This is a genomic window from Finegoldia sp. P1-F-LS (assembly GCF_052932205.1).
Genome location: NZ_JBRFJH010000001.1, coordinates 316,300 through 340,364 on the forward strand (window position 1 = coordinate 316,300; position 24,065 = coordinate 340,364).

The window sequence follows — 24,065 nt, forward strand, 5'->3', positions numbered from 1 at the left end:
GATTATTTGCACTCTTTAAGTTGTCTATTGATTTCTAAAATTTTATTTAAGATTTCTTTGTATTTTTGGTTAATTTTATCATTAAAATCAACTGATTGCATAAGGTCAAGCTGCTGTTTTATCTTATCTTTTTCTTGTGTTATAAGATATTTTTTTATTTCTAATATAACCCTATCAATACTATTAATATTTATTGAGTTTCGAGATGTATTAAAGAGATAGTCAATTGTTCTATCCATTTGTATATCATTTTTAAAATAATCTCTGACACTATTTTCGTCAATTTCTTTTTCATTATTTTTCAAATAATAATTATCTGCAAATTCCATAAAATTATTATAATAGATAATATCTGTTTTAAATTTTGAAACATCTTCTTTTATAGTTTCATATATGTCTCTATAAAAACAAGCTATAGTCATTATCTCAATTGCAGTAATTTTTTCTTGAAGATTAATGTCCAAAACATCAGAGTATTCTGTGACCTCTCTATTAACTGATATATTAGGTTTCGCTACACTTAACTTATCACTAACATCTGTTCTTAAACTATTATCGTCAATTTGTAAATCCTCTGCAAATTTTTTAATATATTCATCTCTAATAACTGCTCGATCTAATTTGGATAACAAAGTTGTTAAGTCGTCTATTAGTTGTATCTTTTCTTTAACATCATTTATATCATATTTTTTAAGTATTTTTTTATATTCATATATAATGCTATCCATAGCATTATCGATTAATTTATTAAAACTTTCGTTACCATATTTTTTAATATAATCATCTGGATCTAAGTTATCAGGGATAACTATTATATTAGGACTAATATCTATTTCTTTAAATACTTGTATAGCACGTGATGTCGCATTCTGTCCTGCAGAATCTCCGTCATAACAGATATAAATATTCTTGCAATATCTTTTAATTAATTTGGCTTGATCATGTGTTAGAGATGTACCTAATGAAGCTATGGCAAAATCAAATCCATAATTTGTCAGTGAAATTACATCCATATAACCTTCAACAAGGATAATTTTTCCAACTTTTGTAGAATTTTTTAAATTTGACACTCCATAAACATTTTTGCTCTTATCGTAAGCCAAGCTTTGAGGAGAATTCATGTATTTTGCCTTAGCATCAGCAAGAGTTCTTCCACCAAAACCTATAATATTTCCTCTAATATCTATAATTGGAAACATAAGTCTATTTCTAAACTTATCGAATATATTTCCGCGTTCATCTTGATTTGCGAGTCCAACTTCTATTATATCATCTTTTTGATAACCTTTTTGAAGCAAATGTCTGTAAAGACTATTTTTCCCATCAGCATAGCCTATTATAAATTTATTGATCATAGAATTTGTCAAATCCCTTTTCTTAATGTATTCTTTTGGTACATCATTGATTAACAAATTTTTATAAAAAAACAACTTTGCTTCATTATTGATAGCAAATAATTTCTTGCGATGTTCATATTTTTCTTTATTTACTTCATTAGTTTCGACTAAAATTCCTAATTTATCTGCTAAAAACTTTATTGCTTCAGGATAAGAAAGTCCTTCTTTTTGCATTATAAAAGAAATTACATCTCCACCTACCCCACAACCAAAACAATGGAAAATTCCTTTTGAAGGAGAAACACTAAAAGAAGGAGTCTTTTCATTATGAAAAGGACACAAGCCAATATAATTTGAACCAGATCTTTTAAGCTCAACGTAATCTCCAATTACAGAAACTATATCAGCTACACTTTTTATTTCATCTATTTTATCTTGTGGTATAAATCCCATCTTATCATCCAATCTTATATACTCCAAGAATCTGGTATAAAAATTTCTTTAAATGTTCGTCTTGCAAACGAATCAGTCATACCAGCAATATAATCAGTAACTATATCATCTTTTGTTTTATCTTGTAGTTCAATATTATTATAAATTTCCGTATGTGATTTTGGTAATCTTTTTAAATCTTCGAGGTAATAACCATATAGATTTCTTAGAACATATTCTACTTTTTTATCATCTTTTCTGACAATGTCGTTAAAATAAACCTGTTCAAACATGAAAGCTCTTAAATCTTCCATTAGTTTATAAGTTTTATCAGACATTTTTATACAATTTTTCCCAAAGCTATTATCCACTAAATCATTCACTAAAAAATTAATTCTTTTAGATCCGCTAGTACCTAATTCATTTATTATTTCTGATGGTAAATCACTATTTTTTATAATATTTGATCTAATTGAATCATCAATATCATGATTGATATAAGCTATTCTATCCGAAAACTTTATAATTTGTCCTTCAAGGGTTTTGGCCATATTAGTTCCAGAATGATTAACTATACCATCAAGTGTTTGTTTTGTTAAATTAAGGCCAACTCTTGTAGAATTGTGTTCAAGATATTGCACAACATTAAGTGATTGTTGGTAATGTTTAAATCCTTTTGGGTTCAATTTATCTAATATTTTTTCACCAACATGACCAAATGGTGTATGTCCTAAATCGTGTCCTAATCCTATTGCCTCTACCAAATCCTCATTTAAATTTAAACACCTCGCAATTGTTCGAGCTATCTGTGTCACTTCTAAAGTATGTGTTAATCTTGTTCTATAGTGATCCTTTTCAGGATTTAAGTATACTTGTGTCTTATGTTTAAGTCTTCTAAATGATTTTGAGTGAATAATTCTATCCCTGTCTATTTGAAACGGATTTCTTAAATTATTTTTCTCTTCAAATTTAATTCGTTGTGCATCTTCACTTTTTGTGGCAAATTCACTATAATTTTGTTCATATAATTTAAAATCTATATTCATAATTATCACACCTTCAACCTATATGTGTTATATACCCCAAAAAGCCTTGACTAATTCATAAAAGCATAAAAAAAAGCCAAACAATTGTTTGGCTTTATCGACCTAAAGTAAACTTTAGTTCTCTTCTTCCATTTCTTTTAATTTTAAATCTAATAATGCTCCTAAATCACTGTTAATCAAAGTTTCTTCGCTTGATTCTGATTTAGTTTCAACTTTTTTAGGTTTATCTTTCTTTGGTCTTGGTTTTCTTTCAGGTTTTTCAGGTTTTGGTAATAAAGCTTTCATACTTAAAGCAATTCTCTTCTTTTCAGGATTGATTTCTAAGATTTTAACTTTAACTGTATCACCAATATTTAATTCATCTGATGGTTTATCAACATGTTCATTTGAAATTTCAGAAACGTGAACTAATCCTTCAATTCCTTCAGCTAATTTAACAAATGCACCAAAGTCAACTAAGTTTACAACTTCTCCTTCGATTACATCGCCTTCGTGGTTGTTTTCTACAAAAGCATCGAATGGTTTTTGTTGTAATTGTTTCAAGCCAAGTGAAATTCTATTCTTTTCTCTATTAGCTTTAAGAACTAATGTTTCAATTTCATCTCCAACTTTTAAAACATCTTCTGGTGATTCAATTCTATTCCAAGAAATATCTGAAATATGAAGTAAACCATCTACTCCGCCTAAATCGATAAATGCACCAAAGTCTGTTAATCTTTGTACTTTACCAGTAATTTTTTCACCAACAGTGATGTTTTCCCAAGCTTTATCTTCGATTTCTTTTTGTTCTGCTTCTACAACAGCTCTGTGAGATAAAACTAAACGTCTCTTCTTTTCATCTATATTCAAAACTTTACATACCAAAGTTTCTCCTACATATTTAGATAAATCTTTTACAAAGTGAGTAGTTACTTGTGAACCTGGTATAAAAGCTCTTACATTATCAATTGTCGCTATTAAGCCGCCTTTTACTACTTGTGTTACTTTTGCTTCTACAGTTGAATCATTATCAAAACTAGAAACTAAATTCTTCCAATTTTTAATTCCTTCAACTCTTTTTGTAGATAGTACAACATTTCCTTCTCCGTCATCTAGTTTAATAACATAAACTTCGATTTCATCGCCTTGTTTGTACAAATCTTTAGGTAATTTACCTTCTTCTGTTGATAATTCGTCTAGTTTAATAATACCATCAGCTTTGTAGCCAATATTAACCATGACTTCATCATCTGTTACATAAATAACTTCACCCTTTACGATTTCTTTTGGGTAAATCTTATTCATGCTTTCTTCTACTTGTTCCATAAAATCCTTGCTGTAATTATCCATTAAATTTACAACCTCCTCAATAATCCAAGCCGGTGTGGACGCACCAGCTGTAATACCTAATAATTTAGATTCAATAATACTATCATCGATACAAATATCCTTGTAAGTTTCAATTCTTAAAACTTTTTTGCAATTTTGTTTTGCAATTTCATACAATTTATTTGTGTTAGAACTATTCAAGCCGCCAATCACAATCATACAATCGACATTCTTAGAAAGCTCTAAACAAGCCATTTGTCGGCTCTTTGTAGCCCCACAAATAGTATTATCTATCACAACGTTAGTATTACCTTCTACTATTATATCAGAAATTTCCAAAAATTTCCTCTTTAAATTAGTAGTTTGTGAAATTACATAAAGTTTTTCACCTTTTATTTTTTTCGCCTCATCAATTGAATTAACTACTTCAATATTATTTTCAACCTGTCCTTTCATAGCTATAATTTCTGGATGATTTGGGTCTCCAATAATTATAATTTTGTAGCCTTCATCGTGTTTTTTATTTATTTTTTCATAAATTTTTAATAGAGAAGGACAAGTCAAATCTACTAATTTGTATCCATTATTTATTATTTCTTGCTTTAATTTTAAAGTAGCCCCATGTGACCTAATAAAAATCGTAGAGCCTTTTTCTGCTTGAGTGTAATCATCTATCTGTTTAATACCCAAATTTTCTAATCTTTTGCATTCTTGTTCGTTATGAATAAGCTGACCTAAAGTATACTTTATTTCTGACGGGTCATTTTCAATTATATTTATAGCTCTTTTTACTCCATAACAAAATCCAGCATTTTGTTGCACTATTATATTCATCAATTCACCTTGTATATATTTTTGTAAATTGCTTTTGTAATTTCTTTGTTTTTAATATCTTTCGATACATCATCAAAACTCGATATAGCTATTTTTTCTCTTATAAATACTTCAACTGTTGATCTGAACTTATAATCAGATTTGATAAATACAGGTATAACATCAGCATCAGCTCTTGATGCAATCATAGCAACCCCTGTTTTCATGTTTTCCTCACTAACAGTTTTGACTCTTGTTCCTTCTGGAAATATACCTAATACCTCGTTGTTCTTTACAAGTTTAATAGCATCTTTAATGGTTTTTACATTCACGTTTTCTCTGTCAACCGGAAAAGCACCAAACTTGTACAGTAAAAATCCTAAAATTTTATTTTCAAATAATTCTTTTTTTGCCATAAATCTTATAGGCCTATCAAAAATTATCGCCAATAAAATTGGATCCCATAAGTTGATGTGATTTGCACAAATAACTAAAGGAGTTTCCGGTAATCTAGTGTTCCCATGGATATCTAATTTGTATTTTATTGTAAATACTATTTTCATTAAAAATCTTGCAAATCTATAAAACATTTCTACCTCTAATTATTTCTAATATTTTTTCGACCACTTGATCGATATTCATATTATCAGAATTTATCAATACAGCGTCTTCAGCTTTTCTCAAAGGAGCATATTTTCTATTTTTATCCTGCTCATCTCGCAATTTTATATCTTCAAGAATAGTTTCATAAGATGAATCGTCTTTTTGTTCATCAAATCTTCTTTTAGCTCTTATCTCAGCAGATGCATCCAAATAAAACTTATAATCGGCATTTTTTAATATATTAGTACCAGCATCTCTTCCATCAATAATTATAGCTTTATCACTTGCAATATGTCTTTGAATGTCAACTAACTTTTCTCTAACAGAATAATATGCGGAAACTTTTGATGCTGCCATTGATACTTCATTAGTTCTTATTTTGTCTCTCAAAAATTCATTATTAACTTTAATTTCAGATGATTCAAATGTTATTTCTAAATTATTCAAAATTTTTACAACTTTTTCTTCGTCTTCCAAATTAACATTTTGTTTTAAGCAATAATAAGCAAGTGATCGATACATTGAGCCTGTATCTAAATACTCAATGTTTAAAATTTTAGATATCAATTTGCAAACTGTTGATTTCCCAGAACCACTAGGGCCATCTACTGTCACAGAATATACATCATTATTAATTAATTCAATATATACATTATCATCATCTTTTTTTCGAAGCATTCTTGATGAAGTTAAAATATTTTTATTTGTATTAATCAATTTATCATTCAAAACTTTCTTCATAATTTTAGGTGTAGATATCAATAAAATATCGAAATTCTTGTCTTTGATATATTCATTAATTTCATCATACAGTTTATGTTCGTTTTCGTACTTGATTTTTTTCATATATTTATCCCCGCTAAATAACCCGTTGAAAAAGCAAATTGTAAGTTAAATCCTCCTGTAAACCCATCAACATCGATGACCTCTCCACAGAAATACAAATCTTTTACAATCTTTGATTCCATTGTGCTTGGGTCAATCTCGTTTACATCAACTCCCCCAACACTAATAATTGCATAATCAAGCTTTTCATTTGAAACGTAAGTTAAATCGAAACTTTTTATGATTTTTCTTAAATTGTCACGTTCAAATTTTGTTATTTCATTTACTTTTTTATTTGGATTTATATTTGCAGATTTTAAAATAGGCAATATCAATTTTTTGATAGTTATTTTACTTATTGCATTTTCAATGGTTTTGTTTTGATTATCGCTGAAATCTCTTAAAATCCTATCATCAAGTTTTTGATCTGTCAATCCTGGTTTCAAGTCTATAGATATTTTAATATCTCCATTTTTCTTGGATAAAATACTTGATAAAGTAAGCACTAAAGGTCCGGAAATTCCTTTTCTTGTAAAAATCATTTCACCTATTTCGTTGAATATCATTTTATTATTGATATAACATTTTAGGCCTATATTTTTAAGACTAACTCCCTCTAATTCTTCCACATTTTCTTTTAAAATAATTGCGCTTAGGCCTGGCTTCATTTCATTAATAGTATGACCTAACCTGGTTATTTGATTGTAAAGTGATCCATCCGATCCAGTGTTTGGATATGATTTACCGCCACACGCTATAATAACTTTATCAAACGAATATTTGTTAATGCTTGTAGTCAGATAAAATTTATCAGATTTATAAATTTTATTTACTTGTTCATTCAAGTGTAAATTTACATTTTTATTTTTTAAAATCTTTTCAAATACTTTAATAACATCTGATGATTTATCGCTTTTTGGAAAAACTCTATTTCCACGTTCAATTTTAGTTTTTAGTCCATTGGAATTAAAAAAATTTATGACTTGTTCGTTTGTAAAGTCATAAAATGGGCTGTAACAAAAATATTTATTTGTATTTATATTTTCAATCAAATCTTGAACTTCACATGAATTGGTAATATTACATCTTCCTTTTCCAGTAATGAACAGTTTTTTACCTATTTTCTCATTATGGTCAAAAATATGTATTTCATATTCTTCTTTAATAAAACTTGCAGCCATCAACCCTGCTGCACCAGCTCCTATTATTGCTACATTCATTATTTTATCCTTTCAATCAAACATACAAAAGGTGGATTATTAATCTGATTTAAAAAATCGTATCGTATAACATTGAATTCTTTTTGGTTTAATGTTCGCAAAAAATTAATTATGTTTATACTTTCTTCAAATCCAGGCCTATGCCCTGGATAAAAAGTAATAACAATTTGACCTTCAATGTTCATTAATTTCAAAAGTTTTTCTAAAGTTTTAATAACAGTATCATAATTAGTTGTAATGTTTTTATCTCCACCTGGAAGATATCCTAGGTTAAATACAGCAAAATCAATTTTTTCATTAGTATACTTTTCAAAATTTAAGTGCGAATCATTTATAACTTTTAGGTTATTGGTTTTCTTTGCATTATCAATACAAATTTTTTGAATATCGAACCCGTAAACTTGTATACTTTTATTTATAGATAGCATTTTATATGAATCATTTCCATTTCCAAATGTCATATCTAAACAAATTTTTGAAGTTGGTATTTTATCATTCATCAATGATTCAACTAATGTTTTAGTATTATTATAAATCATTGCAAAAGCCTCTAAAAAGAACGCTAAAGTTTATCTTACCGTTATTATTAAAAAATGAATTTACCAATCTATCATTATCGTAGAATTCCTCAATACCAAAATCTTTCAAATTCATACCTATACTTTTTAGGAAAAACAACTTTTTTGAATCGTCTTCGTCCAGTTGAAATTTAGAAATATTCGCTTTTATACCATCAATTTCTATCAATGAGTATCCTTTAGAAACTGAGTCATCAATATATAAAAAGCAAAAATTCCCAATAATTTCATCAATTTCTAATTCAAAGTTTTTTAAAATTAATTCATCATTGCTATTTGCTAGTCTTACTTCTATCATTATTACCTCGTATTAAATCCAAATCTTTACTTTTTAACAGCTTGTATTCTCCACTTTTTAAGCTATTTTCCATTTTGTAATTTCCAATTTGAACCCTTTTTAAATCCAAAACTGGATGATTAATAAAATCAAACATTCTTCTAATTTGTCTATTTCTACCTTCAAAAATAGTAACCCTATACTTAGTGTCATTTTTTATATTTTCTATAAATTCAATTTTGGATTTTTTTAATTTATAACCATCCAATAATATTCCATCTTTCAATTGTTTGATTTCTGTTTTGTTTGGTTTTCCTTTTACCAAAACCTCATAAATTTTTTTGTGCTCAAATTTCGGATGAGTTAGCTCATAAGTAAACTCCCCATCATTTGTCAAGATTAGTAATCCATGAGAATCTTTATCTAAACGCCCAACCGGATAAACTCTTGTATCAGATTTTATCAAATCTACAACCTTCTTGTCAGCGAATTTATCCTTGACTGTTGAAGCGTAACCAATGGGCTTATTAATCGCAATATAAATTTTATCTTCTTTCAAATTTATTTTTTTGCCTTCAACTTCAACAATATCAGTATCATTTACTTGATATGATAAATCTAGAAGTATTGTTCCATTAACATAGACTTTTGAGTTTTTGATTAATTCATCAGCATTTCTTCTAGAACAATATCCGCTTTGTGCAATGAACTTATTTATTCTCATTTTCTTTTTCCCTAATAAGTTTCTCTATCTCATTTAATTTTGGAAGATCTTCTAATGAATTTATATTGAAATAAAACAAGAACTCATCGGTTGTACCATATAATATAGGCTTTCCTATTTTATCTAATCTTCCAACTTCCTTTATAAGATTTTTTTTAGTTAAAGTATCAATTGATGAACTTGATTTTACTCCTCTTATCTCATCTATTTCAATTCTTGTAATTGGCTGTTTGTAAGCTATAATTGATAAAACTTCCATTGTGGTATTAGTTAATCTCGTATTTTTATTCTTAATAAAAATTTCTTTTAAAAATTCGAAATATTCTTTTTTAGTTTGTATTTGGTAGCTATCGTTTATGCATCTGATTTCAAGAGAAGTATTTCTGTATTCATACTCTTTTATTAAATCATCAAGCATATTTCTAGTTTCTTTTTTGCTAAGGTTTATGGCCTCAGATATAGAAGAAATATCTAATGGTTCACCCCATATGAAAAGTAAAGATTCAATTTTATTTCTAATAATTTTATCTTCCATAATTACCTCATTAATATTTCCATATTATCCTCATTTTTTACAACTTTCAATATGTTTGATTTTAATAATTCTAATAAAGCTAGAAACACTGAAATAACTTCATTTCTATTAGACTTCTTAGACAGAAAAGATGCAAAATTATATTTTTTATTTTTTTCTACCTTCCACAATATATCCTCTATACAATCTTCGATTTTATACTCTTCCGCTTCTATAATCTCTGTTTCTTCGATTACTATTCTATTTTCGTCTCTACTTAAGATATCTAACAAAGTTTCAGATAATAAATTAATATCTGGTACAATAAAATTTTCTTTTTCTGATTGATAAACTGACAAATCCTCTTGAATTTTTCTAAAATGCTTAGATGAGATGTTTTCTAATTCAATCAATTGTTTAGAAATTTCTTTAAATTTTTTGTACTCGATTAATCGTTGTTTAATCAAATCTTCATCGATTTGATCATCCTCATCAAAGTCATTTTTTGGCAACAACTTTTTTGATTTGATATATAACAAAGTAGAAGCTAAGTAAATGAAATCAGTCAAATCTTTAGTAGAATGATTTTTCAAATTCTCAACTTCTTCAATAAATTTATTTGTAATTTTTGCTAAATCAACATTTTCTATATCGATTTTCTCTTTTTCTACCAAGTTCAATAGAAGATCCATCGGACCGTTAAATTCTTCAGTTTCAATTATTAAACTCATAACGCAATTGCTAACCTTAAAAATTTATCTATTATAAATGATGTTATAGGAGTTAAAACTTTTCCTAAAACACCTGAAAATATTAATATCAGTAATATAAAGTAAGTATATTTCTCGTATTTTGCCATGAAATCTAAAAATTTACCCGGGAAAAACGCAGTTACAACTTTTGATCCATCTAATGGCGGAACAGGTATCAAGTTAAAAACTGCAAAATATACATTATATACTATGAATAAGCTCAAAATCTCTGATACTACTGGATTTACATGCGAAAATCTAACATATAAAAACGAGAATATTAGTCCTAAAATTAAATTTACAGTAACCCCTGCTATTGAAACTAAAAACATTCCTAGGTGCCTTTTTCTAAAATTATAAGAGTTAATTGGAACTGGCTTTGCCCAACCAAACTTAAATAAAATCAAACTGATTGCACCTAATGGGTCAATATGATCAATAGGATTAAAACTCAATCTACCCATGTTTTTAGCAGTATTATCTCCCATCCAGTACGCAACATAACCATGAGCTAATTCATGAAGAACAATCGTTGGAAGTAATACAAATATAATTATAATGTAATGGTTTATTGTTTCTAACATTAATTCACATTCCTTAGATAATATAGAATTCCCATAATTGTTTTGCCATCAATTATAACGCCATCTTCTATCATCTGCATTAATTTATCTTGTTCGATGAGCTCTATATTCAAAAATTCATCATCATCGGCTTCAAGTTCGTCTTTAAATAAATCTTGTGCCATGAAGAAACTTACTTTTTCGTCGCTGAAACCTGGAGATGAATATGCATCAAATAAGTAAGTTAAACTATTACAATTATAGCCAATTTCTTCTCTCATTTCCCTAATGGCTGCGTCCTTTGGTGTTTCGTTGTGTTCAATTAATCCAGCAGGCAATTCCATTAATTGTTGATCAATAGCTTTTCTATATTGACTAACGAAAAATAATTTGTTATCTTTTAATGCAATTATGCATACAGCATTTGCATGTTCTATAATTTCTCTTTTTGAATATTTTCTGTTAGGAAGTTCAACAGTATCTAATCGGAGGTTTAAAATTCTCCCCTCATATATCATTTCACTTTTTATAGTTTTTTCTTCATAATCCATAATTATCTCCTATATTTTTTTAATTCATTTGCTTGATTGATCATTAGTTTTGCTTGTTCAGTTGTAGTTTCTGTTATATTTATACCGCCAATCAATCTTGAAATTTCGTTTACCTTTTCTTCAGGAGTTAATACTTTTAAAATTGACTTAGTTTCATTGTCGCAATCAATTTTTTCAATTAAAATGTGGTTATCACTCAATGAAGCAATTTGAGGTAAATGACTTATTGAAATCACTTGTTTATCCTTTGATAAATCAATAAGTTTTTCACCTACTACCAAAGCAGTCCTTCCACTTATTCCTGTATCAATTTCATCAAAAATAAGAGTATTGATATCTTCAAAATCTGATATGACTGATTTAAATCCAAGCATAATTCTTGAAATTTCACCACCAGAAGCAATAGATGCCATCGGTTTTAAATCTTGTCCTAAATTCGTTTTAATAAGAAAATCCAGTGAATCATAACCTTTTTCATTGAAATCAGAAAGTTTTTCGAATTTAACTTTAAAATCAGCATGTTTCATATTCAAATCTTTTAGATTTTGAACAATCAAGTTTTCCAATTTTGAAACAATTTGTTTTCTGATTGAATGAAGCCTATCCGATAGTTCAATTCCTTTTTTATGCTCTGAATCAATTAATTCTTTAAATTTTCTTTTGTTTTCAGTAATTTCATTAAGTTCTTTAAGTCGATTCTCTAAATCTATTTTAAATGAAATAATATCATCAATAGATTTTCCGTATTTTCTCTTTAAATTTGTAATTATTGCTATTTTATTTTCTAAGTCATTTAATTTAAATTCATCTTGATAGATGCTTGATGAATATGAACTAATTCTAGAAAACAAGTCATCCATATCATAATATATCTTATCCAAATCTTGTTTGAAGGAATTGACTTCATTATCGAACTCAGAGATCGAATCTATCTTGCTCAAAACAATATTAAACATAGTGTTGATATCTTGTTCATTGTAATTTTCATCTGAATACATATTTAATATTTCACCAATATTGTTTCTAATTAAATTGACATTTGATAATTTATTGTACTCGTTTTCAAGCTCTTCTTCATCCAAATTCTCAAGATCTATTTGCGATATTTCATCAATTTGATAGTTAATTATATCGAGCTGTCTATCTTTTTCTTCGTTTGAAATATTAAAACTTTTATATGATTTTTTGTAATCTACAATATTTTTTAGAATTTCACTTAACCCGCTCTTAATTTTTACAGTTTCTTCCTTATCAAAAGAATCAATTAAATCTATATAAAAATCCTTGTTCAAAAGTGATTGAGTTCCGTTTTGTCCATGAATATCAACAAATTTACTCATAAGTTCATTTAATGTGTTGAGAGTTATTGATCTATTGTTTAGTTTATTTATGCTTTTGAAATTAGTGTCTACAATCCTAGAGATTATTATTACTCCATCTTCTACATTGTATCCCATATCTTCTAAAAATTTAATTTTAGATTTATCATTAATTGTAAATGTAGCTTCAACTATTGTCTTTTTTGAAGAATCTCTAATAAAACTTTTGTTGAATCTTTGTCCTAGAAGAAGTTCGAAGGCTTCTATAAGAATTGACTTTCCTGAACCAGTTTCTCCAGTTATTATATTAAGTCCTTCCGTAAAATCAACATTTATTTTATCAATTATCGCAAAATTTTCTATATAAAGAGAATTTAACATTTTTTTACCTAATTATTGATTTAATTTCTGATACTAATTTTTCCAATCCTGATTTATCTTCAACAGTTATATAAATAGTGTCATTGCCTGTTAGTATTCCTGCAATATTATCTAATTTAGCATTTGTAATTGCCATTCCACATACTGTTGCAGTGTGAGATATAGTTTTTATTATTACCATATCTTCGTTATGCTTGATAGTTAAAACTGCAGATCTAAAAATTTTATCTAATCTTTCGTTTAAAGAATCGTGTACAGTATCAATTATTGCATAATGATACTCGCCTTCTCTAGTTTGAACTTTCGAAATTCTCAATTCTTTTATGTCTCTGGAAATAGTAGCTTGTGTAGCTCTAACCCCATGAGCTTCTAAATAATCAGAAAGTTCTTCTTGAGTTCTTATTTCATTTTCTTCTATTAAGTCTAGAATTAATCTTTGTCTTGTGTATTTTTTCATTTTTCTACCTCAATTTATTAAATGCTGTTTCTACAACATCTTCGAATTTAATATTTTTATTATCCAAATTTGTGATATGGATTAAATACTCTATATTTCCACTTTTACCTTTTATTGGACTATTTATAATCTCAGAAATAAACAAATCCTTATCATTTAGATAATTATTAATATCATTTATTATAGATAAGTGTTCCTTTTTATTATTAATTATATGATTTTTGGACTTTAATTCAAACTGTGGTTTTATCAAAAACACCATTTCTCCATCATTTTTTAGCATTTTAACTGCATTTGGAATGATCATTTTCAATGATATAAAAGATACATCACATACAATTAAATCAAATTTCGGGTATTCATCTACATTAATATTTCGAAAATTAGTATTTTCAAATAACTTAACCCTGCTATCATGTCTAACTTCATCAACCATTTGATTATCGCCGACATCAATAGCATAGACCTCTTTGGCATTGTTTTGTAATAGAACCTGAGTAAATCCACCCGTAGATGATCCTATGTCTAAACACAAATCATGTTCACCAATATTAAATACTTCAAAAGCTTTTAAAAGTTTTAAAGCACCTCTTCCAACGTATTCAGTGTGTGTTTTTACCTCAACTTCATCAGAATTTATCTCGAGTGATGGTTTCTTAACTAATTTTTCTTGATAGTAAACCAGTTCATTTTCAATTAGAGCTTTTGCTTTAGTTCGAGAAGACGCAAATTTGTTTTCACATAAATACACATCAATTCTCATATTAATATTTCCTGTCTAATAATTTATTTGTAAGTTCAATCAAAGATTGTGAATTATCAATATCCTTAATACAATCTATGGCTTTTTGAGAGTATTCATTTGCGGCATAAATACCTTTTTCTTTTCCTAAAATAGTCACATAAGTTTTTTTATTAATTTTTATATCATTTTCATAATCCATTATGTCATCAATTATTTGAAAAGCCATTCCCAAGTTAAATGCGTAATTTTCAAGTTTCAATAAAGTAGTATCGTCAACTTTACTTAATATTCCAGCAGATACAGTAGATGCTTTAAGCAAATTACACGTTTTCTTATCGTAAATTTCAATAATATTATCTTTTGAAATTTCACTGTCAATATCTAATAGTTGACCTCTTATCATACCGAAACAACCTGATTTCTTTACGATATAATTTGCACACATAGCGTCAACTCCATTTTTAATTGATTCAGATAAAACCTCAAAAGAGTAATTTAGTAACGCGTCTCCTACTAAAACTGCAATGTCTTCTCCATATTTTTTATGAACTGTTAATTTTCCTCTTCTATAATCGTCATTGTCCATACATTCCAAGTCATCGTGAACTAATGAATAATTGTGAATTAGTTCTATTGCAAGTGCATAATTCATAGGTTCAGAAATAGATTCATTAAACATCTGGTAAGTTAGCAAGAACAAAAGAGGTCTCAATCTTTTTGCTCCATCATCAACTAGAGTATACTTCATTGCTTCCCCAATTTTATCATTGGAAAAACTCAAGTCTTTTAATGAATTGTTAATTAACTTTACAATTTCCTTATTATTCATTATCATCACTTAAAAGCATATTTATTTGAAAATCTTCTTCTTTGTTATCCTTAATCAAGGTCATTTTACCTTCTTGTTCTTTTAAAATAGAACTTAATCTTTTGTGAAGTTTCATGCCTTCTTCGTATAACTTTATATTTTCTTCAAGGCTTAACTCTCTATCTTCTAATTTTTCAACGATTTCACTAAGTCTTTTTAATCCTTCGTCATATTCTCTGTATTCATTCATTGAACTTCTCCTTATTTTGAACAAGTGTATCAAGTTTACCATCTTTCATTATCAGAATAATATTATCATTCTTCTTGACATCATCAACAGAAGATATATTCTTATCATCTTTTAATACTTTTGCATATCCCTTTTCTAAAATAGTGCTTGGATTAAGATGCAACAAATTATTCTTATAAGAATCTAAAATCAATTTTTTATAACTAATATTTGAAATCAAATTTTTAATCATTGTTATTCGAATTTTATTTAGTTTGTCAATTTCCAAAGATAATAACTTGTCAGGTTTTAACAAATTTAATTTGTGATAAATATTTAATTCTTGATTGTATTTATCTACCAAATTTTTCTTATAAGCTTTCTTTAGATTATCTTTAAGTTGTTTAAGATTATCCATATGTTCCTTAATTATATTTTTTGGACCCAAAAATTCTAACTGCTTCCCGTAATACTCTAATTCTTGATTTTCATCTTCAAATCTTCTTGATAAAATTCTATTTATTTTAGCGTAACTTTCTTGTAAATAGATTTTTAATTCCTCAAAATCTGCTGTTGCTAATTCAGCGGCAGCTGTTGGAGTAGATGCTCTTAAATCAGCTACAAAATCAGAAAGCATAAAATCATTTTCGTGACCAACAGCGCTGATAATAGGAGTCTTTGCATTGTAAATAGCTTTTAATAGATTTTCATCATTATAAGAATTTAAATTCTCAAAACTTCCGCCGCCTCTTCCCACAATCATAGTATCTAAATTTTGCTCGTCCATATATTTAATACCTTCAATAATAGATTGGGCAGATTGTTCTCCTTGGACAACACAGTGATATATCAATATGTCGCAAATTGGATATCTCCTCTTTATTGTTCTACAAATATCATTTACAGCAGCACCTGTAGAAGATGTAATTACTCCGATAGATTTAGGATATTTAGTTATGGATTTTTTCGTTAACTCTGAAAAATAACCTTCTTTCTCAAGTTTTTCTTTTAACTCTAAATACTTTTGAAAAAGATCTCCAGTTCCCGATTTTTTACATTCTTTTACAAGTAGTTGATAAGTACTTGAACCCTGATATGTTGTTATACTTCCTCTTAGCTGAACTTTATCTCCATCCTTTAGATTTATAGTCTTTGCAAGAGACATCGTTTTGAATATCATACAAGAAATCAATGCCTTTTCATCTTTTAATCTAAAATACACATGTCCCGAAATATTTTTATTAAAATTCGAAATCTCGCCTTCAACCCACACGTTAGAGAGAATCGGATCTTTCTTTAATGTGTTTTGAATATAATCAGATATTTCCTTTACACTATAAACTTGCATTTTCTTTTCTCTTTAACACAGAGCCCAGTATTCCATTTATAAAACTGTATGATTTTTCAGTTGAATATTCTTTTGCTAATTCAACTGCCTCATTAATAGCAACACTATCTGGTGTACTTTCAACGTATAGAATTTCGCAAACTCCAACTTGTAAAATTGATAAATCTAGTTTATTAATTCTGTCCAAATTCCATTGCTTTGTATTATTTTCTATGATATTTACTATGTCATCAATATGTTCGATAAAGTTTAATACAATTTCTTTGAAAAATTCAATATCATTTTTATTAATATTCTGATATTTGCAAAATTCTTCAATTCTTTGCTTATCATAATCTCCGTTCATATTCATTTCATAGATTAATTGCATTGCACTTTTTCTTGATTGTCTTCTTGACATATTTCCTCCATGAAAATAACCCTCTGATTAGAGGGTTACTTTAAATACTTATTTTCTCACAAACAACATCTACATTTATGACAACTAACCCCGTCATCATGCCGATATTTTCTTTTATTTTCTTTTGCACCTTATAGCATACATCCTTGATGTTATATTCAGAATCTACTTCAATATGAGCTCTAACATTTACAGCATTATCTAAAATTTCGATGATTACTGATTTTTGAGCTCCTTTTTGTATATTTACTTTTTCTGATTGAGGTGTCATAATAGCTTTTACACCTTCAACTTCCATGCAAGCTTCCGCTGCAATAAGTGAAATTATGTCATTAGAAATCTTTACAGATCCGTTATTAAATTTATTATTCATATTATTCCTCCACACACAAATTTTATCAAAAAATGAAAAAAAATTCAATTTTAATTTATTATTGCTTCAATAAATTTTTCTGGTTCGAACTTTACCAAATCATTAACTTGTTCACCAATACCGATGAATTTTACTGGAATTCCTAATTCCATTTCTAGTGGAAATATCATTCCACCTTTTGCAGTACCATCAAGTTTTGTAATTATAGCTCCTGTTAAATCTGTTGCATTCATAAATTCTTTTGCTTGAATAATTGCATTTTGACCAGTTGTACCATCAACAATAAGTAAAATTTCCTTTTTTGCTTCTGGATACTCTTTTTCAATAACTCTTTTAATTTTATTCAACTCGTTCATTAAATTCTTTTTATTATGAAGTCTTCCAGCTGTATCACAAATTAAAATATCTGTGTTCCTACTTTTCATTGCGTTTACTCCATCAAAAACAACACTAGCAGGATCAGCTCCTTCTTTATGGCTAATAATATCAACTTTAGCTCTATTTGACCATTCTGTAAGCTGTTCAATAGCTGCTGCTCTAAAAGTATCAGCTGCAACCATTAAAACTTTTTTGCCATCTTTCTTATACTTCATAGCTAACTTACCAATTGTAGTAGTCTTCCCAACACCATTTACGCCTACTACTAAAATAATAGTTTTCTCATTTACATTTAAATTATTGTCTATTTTCTCATTAATTATATTTTCTTTTAAAATATCTGCTAACACACTTTTTATTTTGCTTGGATCTTGAATATTTCTAAGTTTTACTTGATCTCGCAATTGACCTACAATTTTTAGTGTAGTATCCACGCCTATATCTGCTGAAATCAAAGTTTCCTCAATTTCTTCGAATAATTCCTCATCAACAGTTCTATAATTAGCCAATACTTGATCTATCTTATTAGAGATATTATCACGTGTCTTAAGTAAAGAGTTTTTTAATTTTTCAAAAAATCCTTCCTTACTTTCTTCTTTTTCTTCGCTAATTTCTTCTATTTGTTCTGTATTTGTTTCGTAATCAACTTCAGAATCTTCTTTTTTATCTTCAATGATTTCTTCGCTGTTTTCTTTATATTCATTTGATGGATCAGTTTCTAATCCATCTTGTTGTAAATCTTCTTTTGTATTTTTAATTTCTTCGTCGTCTTTTTTTGACTTAAACTTATCAAAGAACTTATTTAGCATATCTCTCTCCTATCTACATCTAATTTAATCATTTTAGATATTCCATCTTTTTCCATACTTATTCCATATAAAATGTTTGCTATTTCCATTGTACTCTTTCTATGTGTAATAATAATGAATTGAGTTTTTTCTTTAAATTTAATTAAATATTCTTTGTATCTTTTAATATTTATTTCATCCAAAGCAGCGTCTATTTCGTCTAATATACAAAAAGAAGATGGTCTTGTCTCAAAGATAGCAAAAAGCAAAGCTACCGCTGTCAAGGATCTTTCGCCACCAGATAATAAGTTTAGGCTTTGAAGTTTTTTCCCAGGCGGTTGAGCTGTTATTTCAATCCCTGAGTTAAGCACATCGTCCTCAGTCAATTTAAGACTGGCATAACCTCCATTAAATAGCTGCTTGAAAATTGCCACAAATTTAGTATTAATTTCTTCAAATTTCTTTGTGAACACTTCTTTCATTTCTCTGTTAAGCTTATTAATTGCGCTCATGATATCTTCTCTTGATTCAATTAAATCATTTTTGTTTTTTGTCATAAAGTCAAATTCTCTTTTTACTGATTCATATTCTTGTATACTATCTACGGAAAATGATCCAATATTTCTTAAATCATTAGTAATTTTATTGATTTCTTTCTGACTTATTTTAATATCAGGATTAGAATCTATTGTATCTATATTAATATCATAAAGCTCATTAATATCTATTTTGATATTATTTAACTTCTCTGTTGTATTTAAAGCTTTCTCTATTAATGAGTTATTATTAATTTCTGTTTTTTGAACACTTGCATTTGAATCGTAAATAGATTGCTCAATACTAGATAAACTTGCTTTGAAATCATTTAAGCTTGATTTCATATCTAATATCTCACTGTTCAATTTAGAAATTACATCATCATAATCTACTGTTTTGGATTCTATATCATTTCTATTTATCGTATATTGCGAGATATTTTTATTAATTTCATCTATTTTAATAGAATTGGATTTTATGTTATCTTCCAAATAATCTTTTCGAATTATTGCGTCATTTAGCTGATTATTAAATATATTCAAATCTCTTTTATTAGAAGAGTATTCTGATTTCAAACTAATCATATTCATTTTGTCTGAGTTGTATTTTTCTTGTAATTTTTCTATTTCAACATTTATAGTTTTTAAATCACATTCTAATTCATTAATTTGATTTTTTAAATCAGTTTCTTGTAAATCGTCAACTTCAGTTTGTGAAGTATTTGTATCCAATTTAAGATTAAAATCATTAATATTAGATTTCAAATATTTAATCTCAAACTGCTTGTCTTTTATATTGCTATTACTATCATCTATTTCATTTCGTAATTTTCCTATCTTATCTACAATAATCTCCAAATCACATTTGTTTTTATCAATTATATCGATATTTTCATCATAAGATTTTTTCAAAGTGTTGTATTCATTAACACAATTTTCATATATAGATTTAGCTGTATTCAAGCTATTTTTTGTAGAAAGTATAGAGTAATTGGATGGTTTTTTATATCCACCTACCATCGATCCCCAACTATTAATGATGTCTCCGTCTAATGTAACTATTCTAAAGTTTTTGTATCTAGAACTAACAGAGATTGCATCATCCATGTTCTCAGTTACAAGTGTTTTCTGTGCAAAATAATCAATAATATCTCGATACTTTTCATCTGATTTTATAAACTGATTCAAGTGGCCAAGAACTAAATTGTCATTTACATAATTTAGATTTCTTGGTTTTATTTTATTCAAAGGTAAAAATGTTAGCCTACCAATCTTATTAACTTTCAAAAAATTAATTAATTCCTTGCCATCATTTTCATTTCTAACTATGATATTTTGAAAAGCTGATGACATTATAGCGTCTACAGATTTCTCGTACTTTTTGTCAACACTTATCAAATCTCCGAGGGTTCCGATTACTTTCTCATGTAATTTGTTATTTAATTTTTTAAAGAAATTTTGAACAGTGAAATTGTATCCTTCATGATTATCTATAGTATTTTTCAAAAACAAATATTTGTTTTTGTTAGTTATAGATTCTTCTTTTAAGCTAGATAATTTGTCTCTTAGGTTCAGTAAATATTCTTCTTTTTCATTTATAATGCTAGAGATTTGCTCTTTATCATTATTTAAATTATCCAAACTTTTATCATAATCTCTTATGATTGTTTCATAATTTCGTAATTCTTCTTCTAATCGATTTAATTTTAATTCAGATTCTTCTTTGTGCTTTCTTATCTCTGATATTTCCTTTAATCTTTCTTTTTCAATAGCATCTCGTGAAGATTTTTCTATGATATGTTGCGTGTAAATTGATTGTAGTCTATTTAAGTCTTCGGATTTCTTTTCGCTTAATTGTTTTTTTATATTAAGTTCGTTTTCAAAATCATCAATGTTGTATGTTTCTAAATTAGAATTTATTTCTTCAATCTTTTTTTCAGAATCTTCTATTGTTTTTCTTAAGTTATCAATTTTTGTAATTAAATTTTTAACTTCTAATGAAGAATTCTCATTTTCTTCTGTTAATCTTTCTAATTCTGATTTGCTATTTTTAAGTCTTTCATCATTCAATTGAATATCTGATTCATTTTTTATTTTTTGACTTTTAATATCATTCAAATTAGAAATCTTTAATTCTACATCAATATCAATCTTATTTATATTTTCCAATAGTTCATTTCTTTTGTTTTCATATTCTACGAGTTTAGATTTTATTTCGATTAAACTTTGGTCATTAATTTCTTTTTTATCGATGACATCACTTAATGTTATAGAAAGCTTTTCGATATCCAATATAGCTTTTTGGATTTCCATCTCTTTTAGTTGTTCTTCTAGAACCATACCTTTTTTAGCTTTGCTGCTTTCTTTTTCTAAATATTTTAATCTATCAATTTGGGAAACAAGTATATCTTCAATTCTTAGTAAATTTTCATTAGTTTGCTCTAGCTTTTTTACACTTTGTTCTTTGATATATTTTTGTTTAGAAATTCCAGATGCCTCTTCGAATAATTCTCTTCTATCTTCACTTTTTGATGACAAAATTTCATCGATTTTACCTTGACCTATTACAGAATATCCTTCTTTTCCGATTCCTGTATTTAAAAATAGTTCCTTAACATCTTTCAAACGTACTTGGTTTTTATTGATATAATACTCACTCTCGCCCGTTCGGAAAACTCTTCTAGTTACAGTGATTTCTTGATAATCAATGTCTTTCCATAAGTCATTTTCAAATGTAATCGAAACTTGTGCAAAGTTAACAGCTTTTTCCTTTTGGGTTCCTGCAAATATAACATCCTGCATTTTATTACCACGTAAATTTTTTGCAGATTGTTCTCCTAAAACCCATAATATGGCGTCGGAAATATTTGACTTCCCACTGCCATTTGGCCCAACAATTGCTGTAATGGGATTATCAAAATTCAATTTTATTTTATCTTTAAAAGATTTAAAACCTTGTATTTCAACCGATTTTAATCCCATAGACTTACCTCTTTTTCGATATTTATAAATATATTTTTCAAATCAATATCAACTCGATTAGTGTGATTTATCAATATAAAATTATTATCTGAATTGCAATATTTTATATTTTTAAATCCATATTTCTCTGAAAAATATTTTTTATTTTCTCCATTATATCCAACAAAATTATTTAATATATTTGGCTTTACATGTATTTCTAAAGTTTCAGGATTATTATCTTCTAAAATATAATCTACAACTTTCCTGTACAAATTATCTTCTACAAGTTGTCTGTAATTCGGATGAATTGCTCCTGCAATTACATCTTCGCCTTCTTTTATGTTATCAGTATTTAATAAACCTAGTCTAATAACCGGTATGTTGGCGTTAATAAATTTCAAATATATTTTGGTACTATTTTCTACCGAATCATGTAAATTTTCAGGAATATATTTATTCTTATTAGTATAAGTTTCGAGCATTGTGTTTTTAATCACCAAAGTTGGATATATTCTTACGAAATCTGGCTTTAACTTAATTAATTCTTCTGCGGTATACATGTCCATCTCAGATGTAGACTTGTATAAACCTGTCATCATTTGAAGCCCCAATTTAAATCCAAATGATTTGATAAGCTTCGTAGACATCTTAACGCAACTACTATTATGGCATCTTAAATTAGCATCTAATACACTGTTAACCATTGATTGAACTCCCAATTCTATGGTTTCTACGTTAAATTCTTTAAGAATATTTAAAATATGTTCATCAATGTAATCAGGTCTTGTTGAAAGTCTTATTGATCTAACTTTACCGTCTTCAATAAATTCATTAGCAATTTTTAAATAGTCAATCATCGCAGATTCTTCAATACCTGTAAATGATCCACCGTAGAAAGCTATTTGGATTTGCTCTTGAGACTTATCTGGAAAGTTTGCAAGTTGGCTTTTAATTTCGTCTCGTATCTCATCTTTTTTAACAACTTCAACATAATTTGTTATTTTACGTTGATTGCAAAAAATACAATCATTGGGACAACCTAGATGAGGTATAAACAATGAAACAATGTAATTTTTTTTACTCATCTATAACCCTTAACTTAATCAAGGCATTTCTTGCAGCGTCCTGTTCTGCATGTTTTTTTGAAGACCCAAATCCAGAACCGATTACTAAATTACCTTCATAAACATCAACATAGAATTTCTTATCGTGATCCGGTCCTTCTTCTTTAACAATCTTATATTTTAATTTATCTCTCGACTTTTTTTGATTGTTTTCTTGTAGCATAGTCTTATAATCAATAAAACTAGACTTTGTTTCTATTTCAGCTATGAATAGACTTTTAAACTTATTTTCTACAATTTTAAAAGCCGATTCATAACCAGAATCTAAATATATAGCACCAAATACTGCTTCAAATGTGTCGGCAAGTACACTAGGTTTTTCGCTTCCACCCGAAATAAATTCACCATGGCCCATCATTAAGTATTTACCTAATTCTAAATATTTAGCCATATTTGAAAAAGATTTTTCACATACCATTTGACTTCTAATCTTAGTCATAGCACCTTCTTTTAATGAAGATTTACTATTATATAAGAAATCACTGACTACTAAATCTAAGACTGAATCTCCTAAGAATTCTAATCTTTCATTAGAAATATTTTTATATGCCTTGTTCTCATTGCCATATGAGCTATGAAAAAAAGCCAGGTTTAACAGATTAATATCTGTAAACCTGTAATCTAATTTTTCTTCTAGTTCATGTAGCTTTTCAATTCTAGCTTTATCCACTT

At 27.5% G+C, this 24,065-nt stretch carries 25 protein-coding genes; all 25 read right to left on the reverse strand.

Annotated features, from left to right (window positions below):
* Window positions 1-2: 2 nt before the first annotated feature.
* Complete coding sequence (gene dnaG, locus ACU68Y_RS01790; protein WP_060790534.1) at window positions 3-1,802, reverse strand: DNA primase; 1,800 nt, start codon at window positions 1,800-1,802, stop codon at window positions 3-5.
* 2 nt (window positions 1,803-1,804) lie between these two features.
* Window positions 1,805-2,815 (reverse strand): deoxyguanosinetriphosphate triphosphohydrolase, encoded by a 1,011-nt coding sequence (locus tag ACU68Y_RS01795; RefSeq protein WP_012290649.1) that lies wholly within the window; start codon window positions 2,813-2,815, stop codon window positions 1,805-1,807.
* A gap of 114 nt (window positions 2,816-2,929) precedes the next feature.
* Window positions 2,930-4,957, reverse strand: coding sequence for a bifunctional 4-hydroxy-3-methylbut-2-enyl diphosphate reductase/30S ribosomal protein S1 (locus tag ACU68Y_RS01800; RefSeq protein ID WP_002838324.1), 2,028 nt, complete (start codon window positions 4,955-4,957; stop codon window positions 2,930-2,932).
* Window positions 4,957-5,526, reverse strand: a complete 570-nt coding sequence (locus ACU68Y_RS01805) for a lysophospholipid acyltransferase family protein (RefSeq protein ID WP_094225670.1) — start codon at window positions 5,524-5,526, stop codon at window positions 4,957-4,959. Before ACU68Y_RS01805 ends, ACU68Y_RS01800 begins: the two co-directional genes overlap by 1 nt.
* The gene (gene cmk / locus ACU68Y_RS01810; RefSeq protein WP_002839125.1) at window positions 5,516-6,385 is read right to left on the reverse strand and encodes a (d)CMP kinase; all 870 of its coding nucleotides are present in this window, start codon (window positions 6,383-6,385) and stop codon (window positions 5,516-5,518) included. Before cmk ends, ACU68Y_RS01805 begins: the two co-directional genes overlap by 11 nt.
* The gene (locus tag ACU68Y_RS01815) at window positions 6,382-7,584 is read right to left on the reverse strand and encodes an NAD(P)/FAD-dependent oxidoreductase (protein WP_060790533.1); all 1,203 of its coding nucleotides are present in this window, start codon (window positions 7,582-7,584) and stop codon (window positions 6,382-6,384) included. The genes cmk and ACU68Y_RS01815 overlap by 4 nt, the downstream gene beginning before the upstream one ends.
* The gene (locus tag ACU68Y_RS01820) at window positions 7,584-8,123 is read right to left on the reverse strand and encodes a tRNA (mnm(5)s(2)U34)-methyltransferase (RefSeq protein WP_002838383.1); all 540 of its coding nucleotides are present in this window, start codon (window positions 8,121-8,123) and stop codon (window positions 7,584-7,586) included. Before ACU68Y_RS01820 ends, ACU68Y_RS01815 begins: the two co-directional genes overlap by 1 nt.
* A complete protein-coding gene (locus ACU68Y_RS01825; protein ID WP_060790532.1) occupies window positions 8,113-8,460 on the reverse strand; it encodes a hypothetical protein in 348 nt (115 codons plus the stop codon). The genes ACU68Y_RS01820 and ACU68Y_RS01825 overlap by 11 nt, the downstream gene beginning before the upstream one ends.
* Complete coding sequence (locus ACU68Y_RS01830; RefSeq protein WP_002838423.1) at window positions 8,435-9,163, reverse strand: pseudouridine synthase; 729 nt, start codon at window positions 9,161-9,163, stop codon at window positions 8,435-8,437. Before ACU68Y_RS01830 ends, ACU68Y_RS01825 begins: the two co-directional genes overlap by 26 nt.
* Window positions 9,150-9,698, reverse strand: a complete 549-nt coding sequence (gene scpB, locus ACU68Y_RS01835) for an SMC-Scp complex subunit ScpB (protein WP_012290654.1) — start codon at window positions 9,696-9,698, stop codon at window positions 9,150-9,152. Before scpB ends, ACU68Y_RS01830 begins: the two co-directional genes overlap by 14 nt.
* Window positions 9,699-9,700: 2 nt before the next feature.
* Complete coding sequence (locus tag ACU68Y_RS01840; RefSeq protein ID WP_060790531.1) at window positions 9,701-10,408, reverse strand: segregation and condensation protein A; 708 nt, start codon at window positions 10,406-10,408, stop codon at window positions 9,701-9,703.
* Entirely contained in the window at window positions 10,405-11,013 is a 609-nt protein-coding gene (locus ACU68Y_RS01845) for a site-2 protease family protein (protein ID WP_002838146.1), read from the reverse strand. Before ACU68Y_RS01845 ends, ACU68Y_RS01840 begins: the two co-directional genes overlap by 4 nt.
* Window positions 11,013-11,543 carry an NUDIX hydrolase gene (locus ACU68Y_RS01850; RefSeq protein ID WP_002838462.1) on the reverse strand — a complete coding sequence of 177 codons (531 nt, stop codon included), beginning with the start codon at window positions 11,541-11,543 and terminating at the stop codon, window positions 11,013-11,015. Before ACU68Y_RS01850 ends, ACU68Y_RS01845 begins: the two co-directional genes overlap by 1 nt.
* Before the next feature lie 2 nt (window positions 11,544-11,545).
* On the reverse strand, window positions 11,546-13,243 hold the full coding sequence (recN, locus tag ACU68Y_RS01855; RefSeq protein ID WP_446755271.1) for a DNA repair protein RecN: 1,698 nt from the start codon (window positions 13,241-13,243) through the stop codon (window positions 11,546-11,548).
* Window positions 13,244-13,247: 4 nt separating this feature from the next.
* Window positions 13,248-13,700: an arginine repressor gene (locus tag ACU68Y_RS01860; RefSeq protein ID WP_002836519.1), complete on the reverse strand. Its 453-nt coding sequence runs from the start codon at window positions 13,698-13,700 to the stop codon at window positions 13,248-13,250.
* Window positions 13,701-13,704: 4 nt separating this feature from the next.
* Window positions 13,705-14,463 carry a TlyA family RNA methyltransferase gene (locus tag ACU68Y_RS01865; protein WP_446755272.1) on the reverse strand — a complete coding sequence of 253 codons (759 nt, stop codon included), beginning with the start codon at window positions 14,461-14,463 and terminating at the stop codon, window positions 13,705-13,707.
* A gap of 1 nt (window position 14,464) precedes the next feature.
* Window positions 14,465-15,274 (reverse strand): polyprenyl synthetase family protein, encoded by an 810-nt coding sequence (locus ACU68Y_RS01870; RefSeq protein WP_446755273.1) that lies wholly within the window; start codon window positions 15,272-15,274, stop codon window positions 14,465-14,467.
* A complete protein-coding gene (gene xseB, locus ACU68Y_RS01875) occupies window positions 15,267-15,503 on the reverse strand; it encodes an exodeoxyribonuclease VII small subunit (protein ID WP_012290659.1) in 237 nt (78 codons plus the stop codon). The genes ACU68Y_RS01870 and xseB overlap by 8 nt, the downstream gene beginning before the upstream one ends.
* Entirely contained in the window at window positions 15,496-16,830 is a 1,335-nt protein-coding gene (xseA, locus tag ACU68Y_RS01880; RefSeq protein WP_446755274.1) for an exodeoxyribonuclease VII large subunit, read from the reverse strand. The genes xseB and xseA overlap by 8 nt, the downstream gene beginning before the upstream one ends.
* Window positions 16,817-17,230 (reverse strand): transcription antitermination factor NusB, encoded by a 414-nt coding sequence (gene nusB, locus ACU68Y_RS01885; protein WP_002836525.1) that lies wholly within the window; start codon window positions 17,228-17,230, stop codon window positions 16,817-16,819. The genes xseA and nusB overlap by 14 nt, the downstream gene beginning before the upstream one ends.
* A 40-nt stretch (window positions 17,231-17,270) precedes the next feature.
* Window positions 17,271-17,603 carry an Asp23/Gls24 family envelope stress response protein gene (locus tag ACU68Y_RS01890; protein WP_002837875.1) on the reverse strand — a complete coding sequence of 111 codons (333 nt, stop codon included), beginning with the start codon at window positions 17,601-17,603 and terminating at the stop codon, window positions 17,271-17,273.
* Between the two features lie 50 nt (window positions 17,604-17,653).
* On the reverse strand, window positions 17,654-18,790 hold the full coding sequence (gene ftsY / locus ACU68Y_RS01895; protein ID WP_446755275.1) for a signal recognition particle-docking protein FtsY: 1,137 nt from the start codon (window positions 18,788-18,790) through the stop codon (window positions 17,654-17,656).
* Window positions 18,784-22,287 carry a chromosome segregation protein SMC gene (gene smc / locus ACU68Y_RS01900; RefSeq protein ID WP_446755276.1) on the reverse strand — a complete coding sequence of 1,168 codons (3,504 nt, stop codon included), beginning with the start codon at window positions 22,285-22,287 and terminating at the stop codon, window positions 18,784-18,786. Before smc ends, ftsY begins: the two co-directional genes overlap by 7 nt.
* Entirely contained in the window at window positions 22,278-23,354 is a 1,077-nt protein-coding gene (locus ACU68Y_RS01905; protein WP_446755277.1) for an elongator complex protein 3, read from the reverse strand. The genes smc and ACU68Y_RS01905 overlap by 10 nt, the downstream gene beginning before the upstream one ends.
* Window positions 23,347-24,063, reverse strand: a complete 717-nt coding sequence (gene rnc / locus ACU68Y_RS01910; protein ID WP_002837934.1) for a ribonuclease III — start codon at window positions 24,061-24,063, stop codon at window positions 23,347-23,349. The genes ACU68Y_RS01905 and rnc overlap by 8 nt, the downstream gene beginning before the upstream one ends.
* Window positions 24,064-24,065 lie beyond the last annotated feature (2 nt).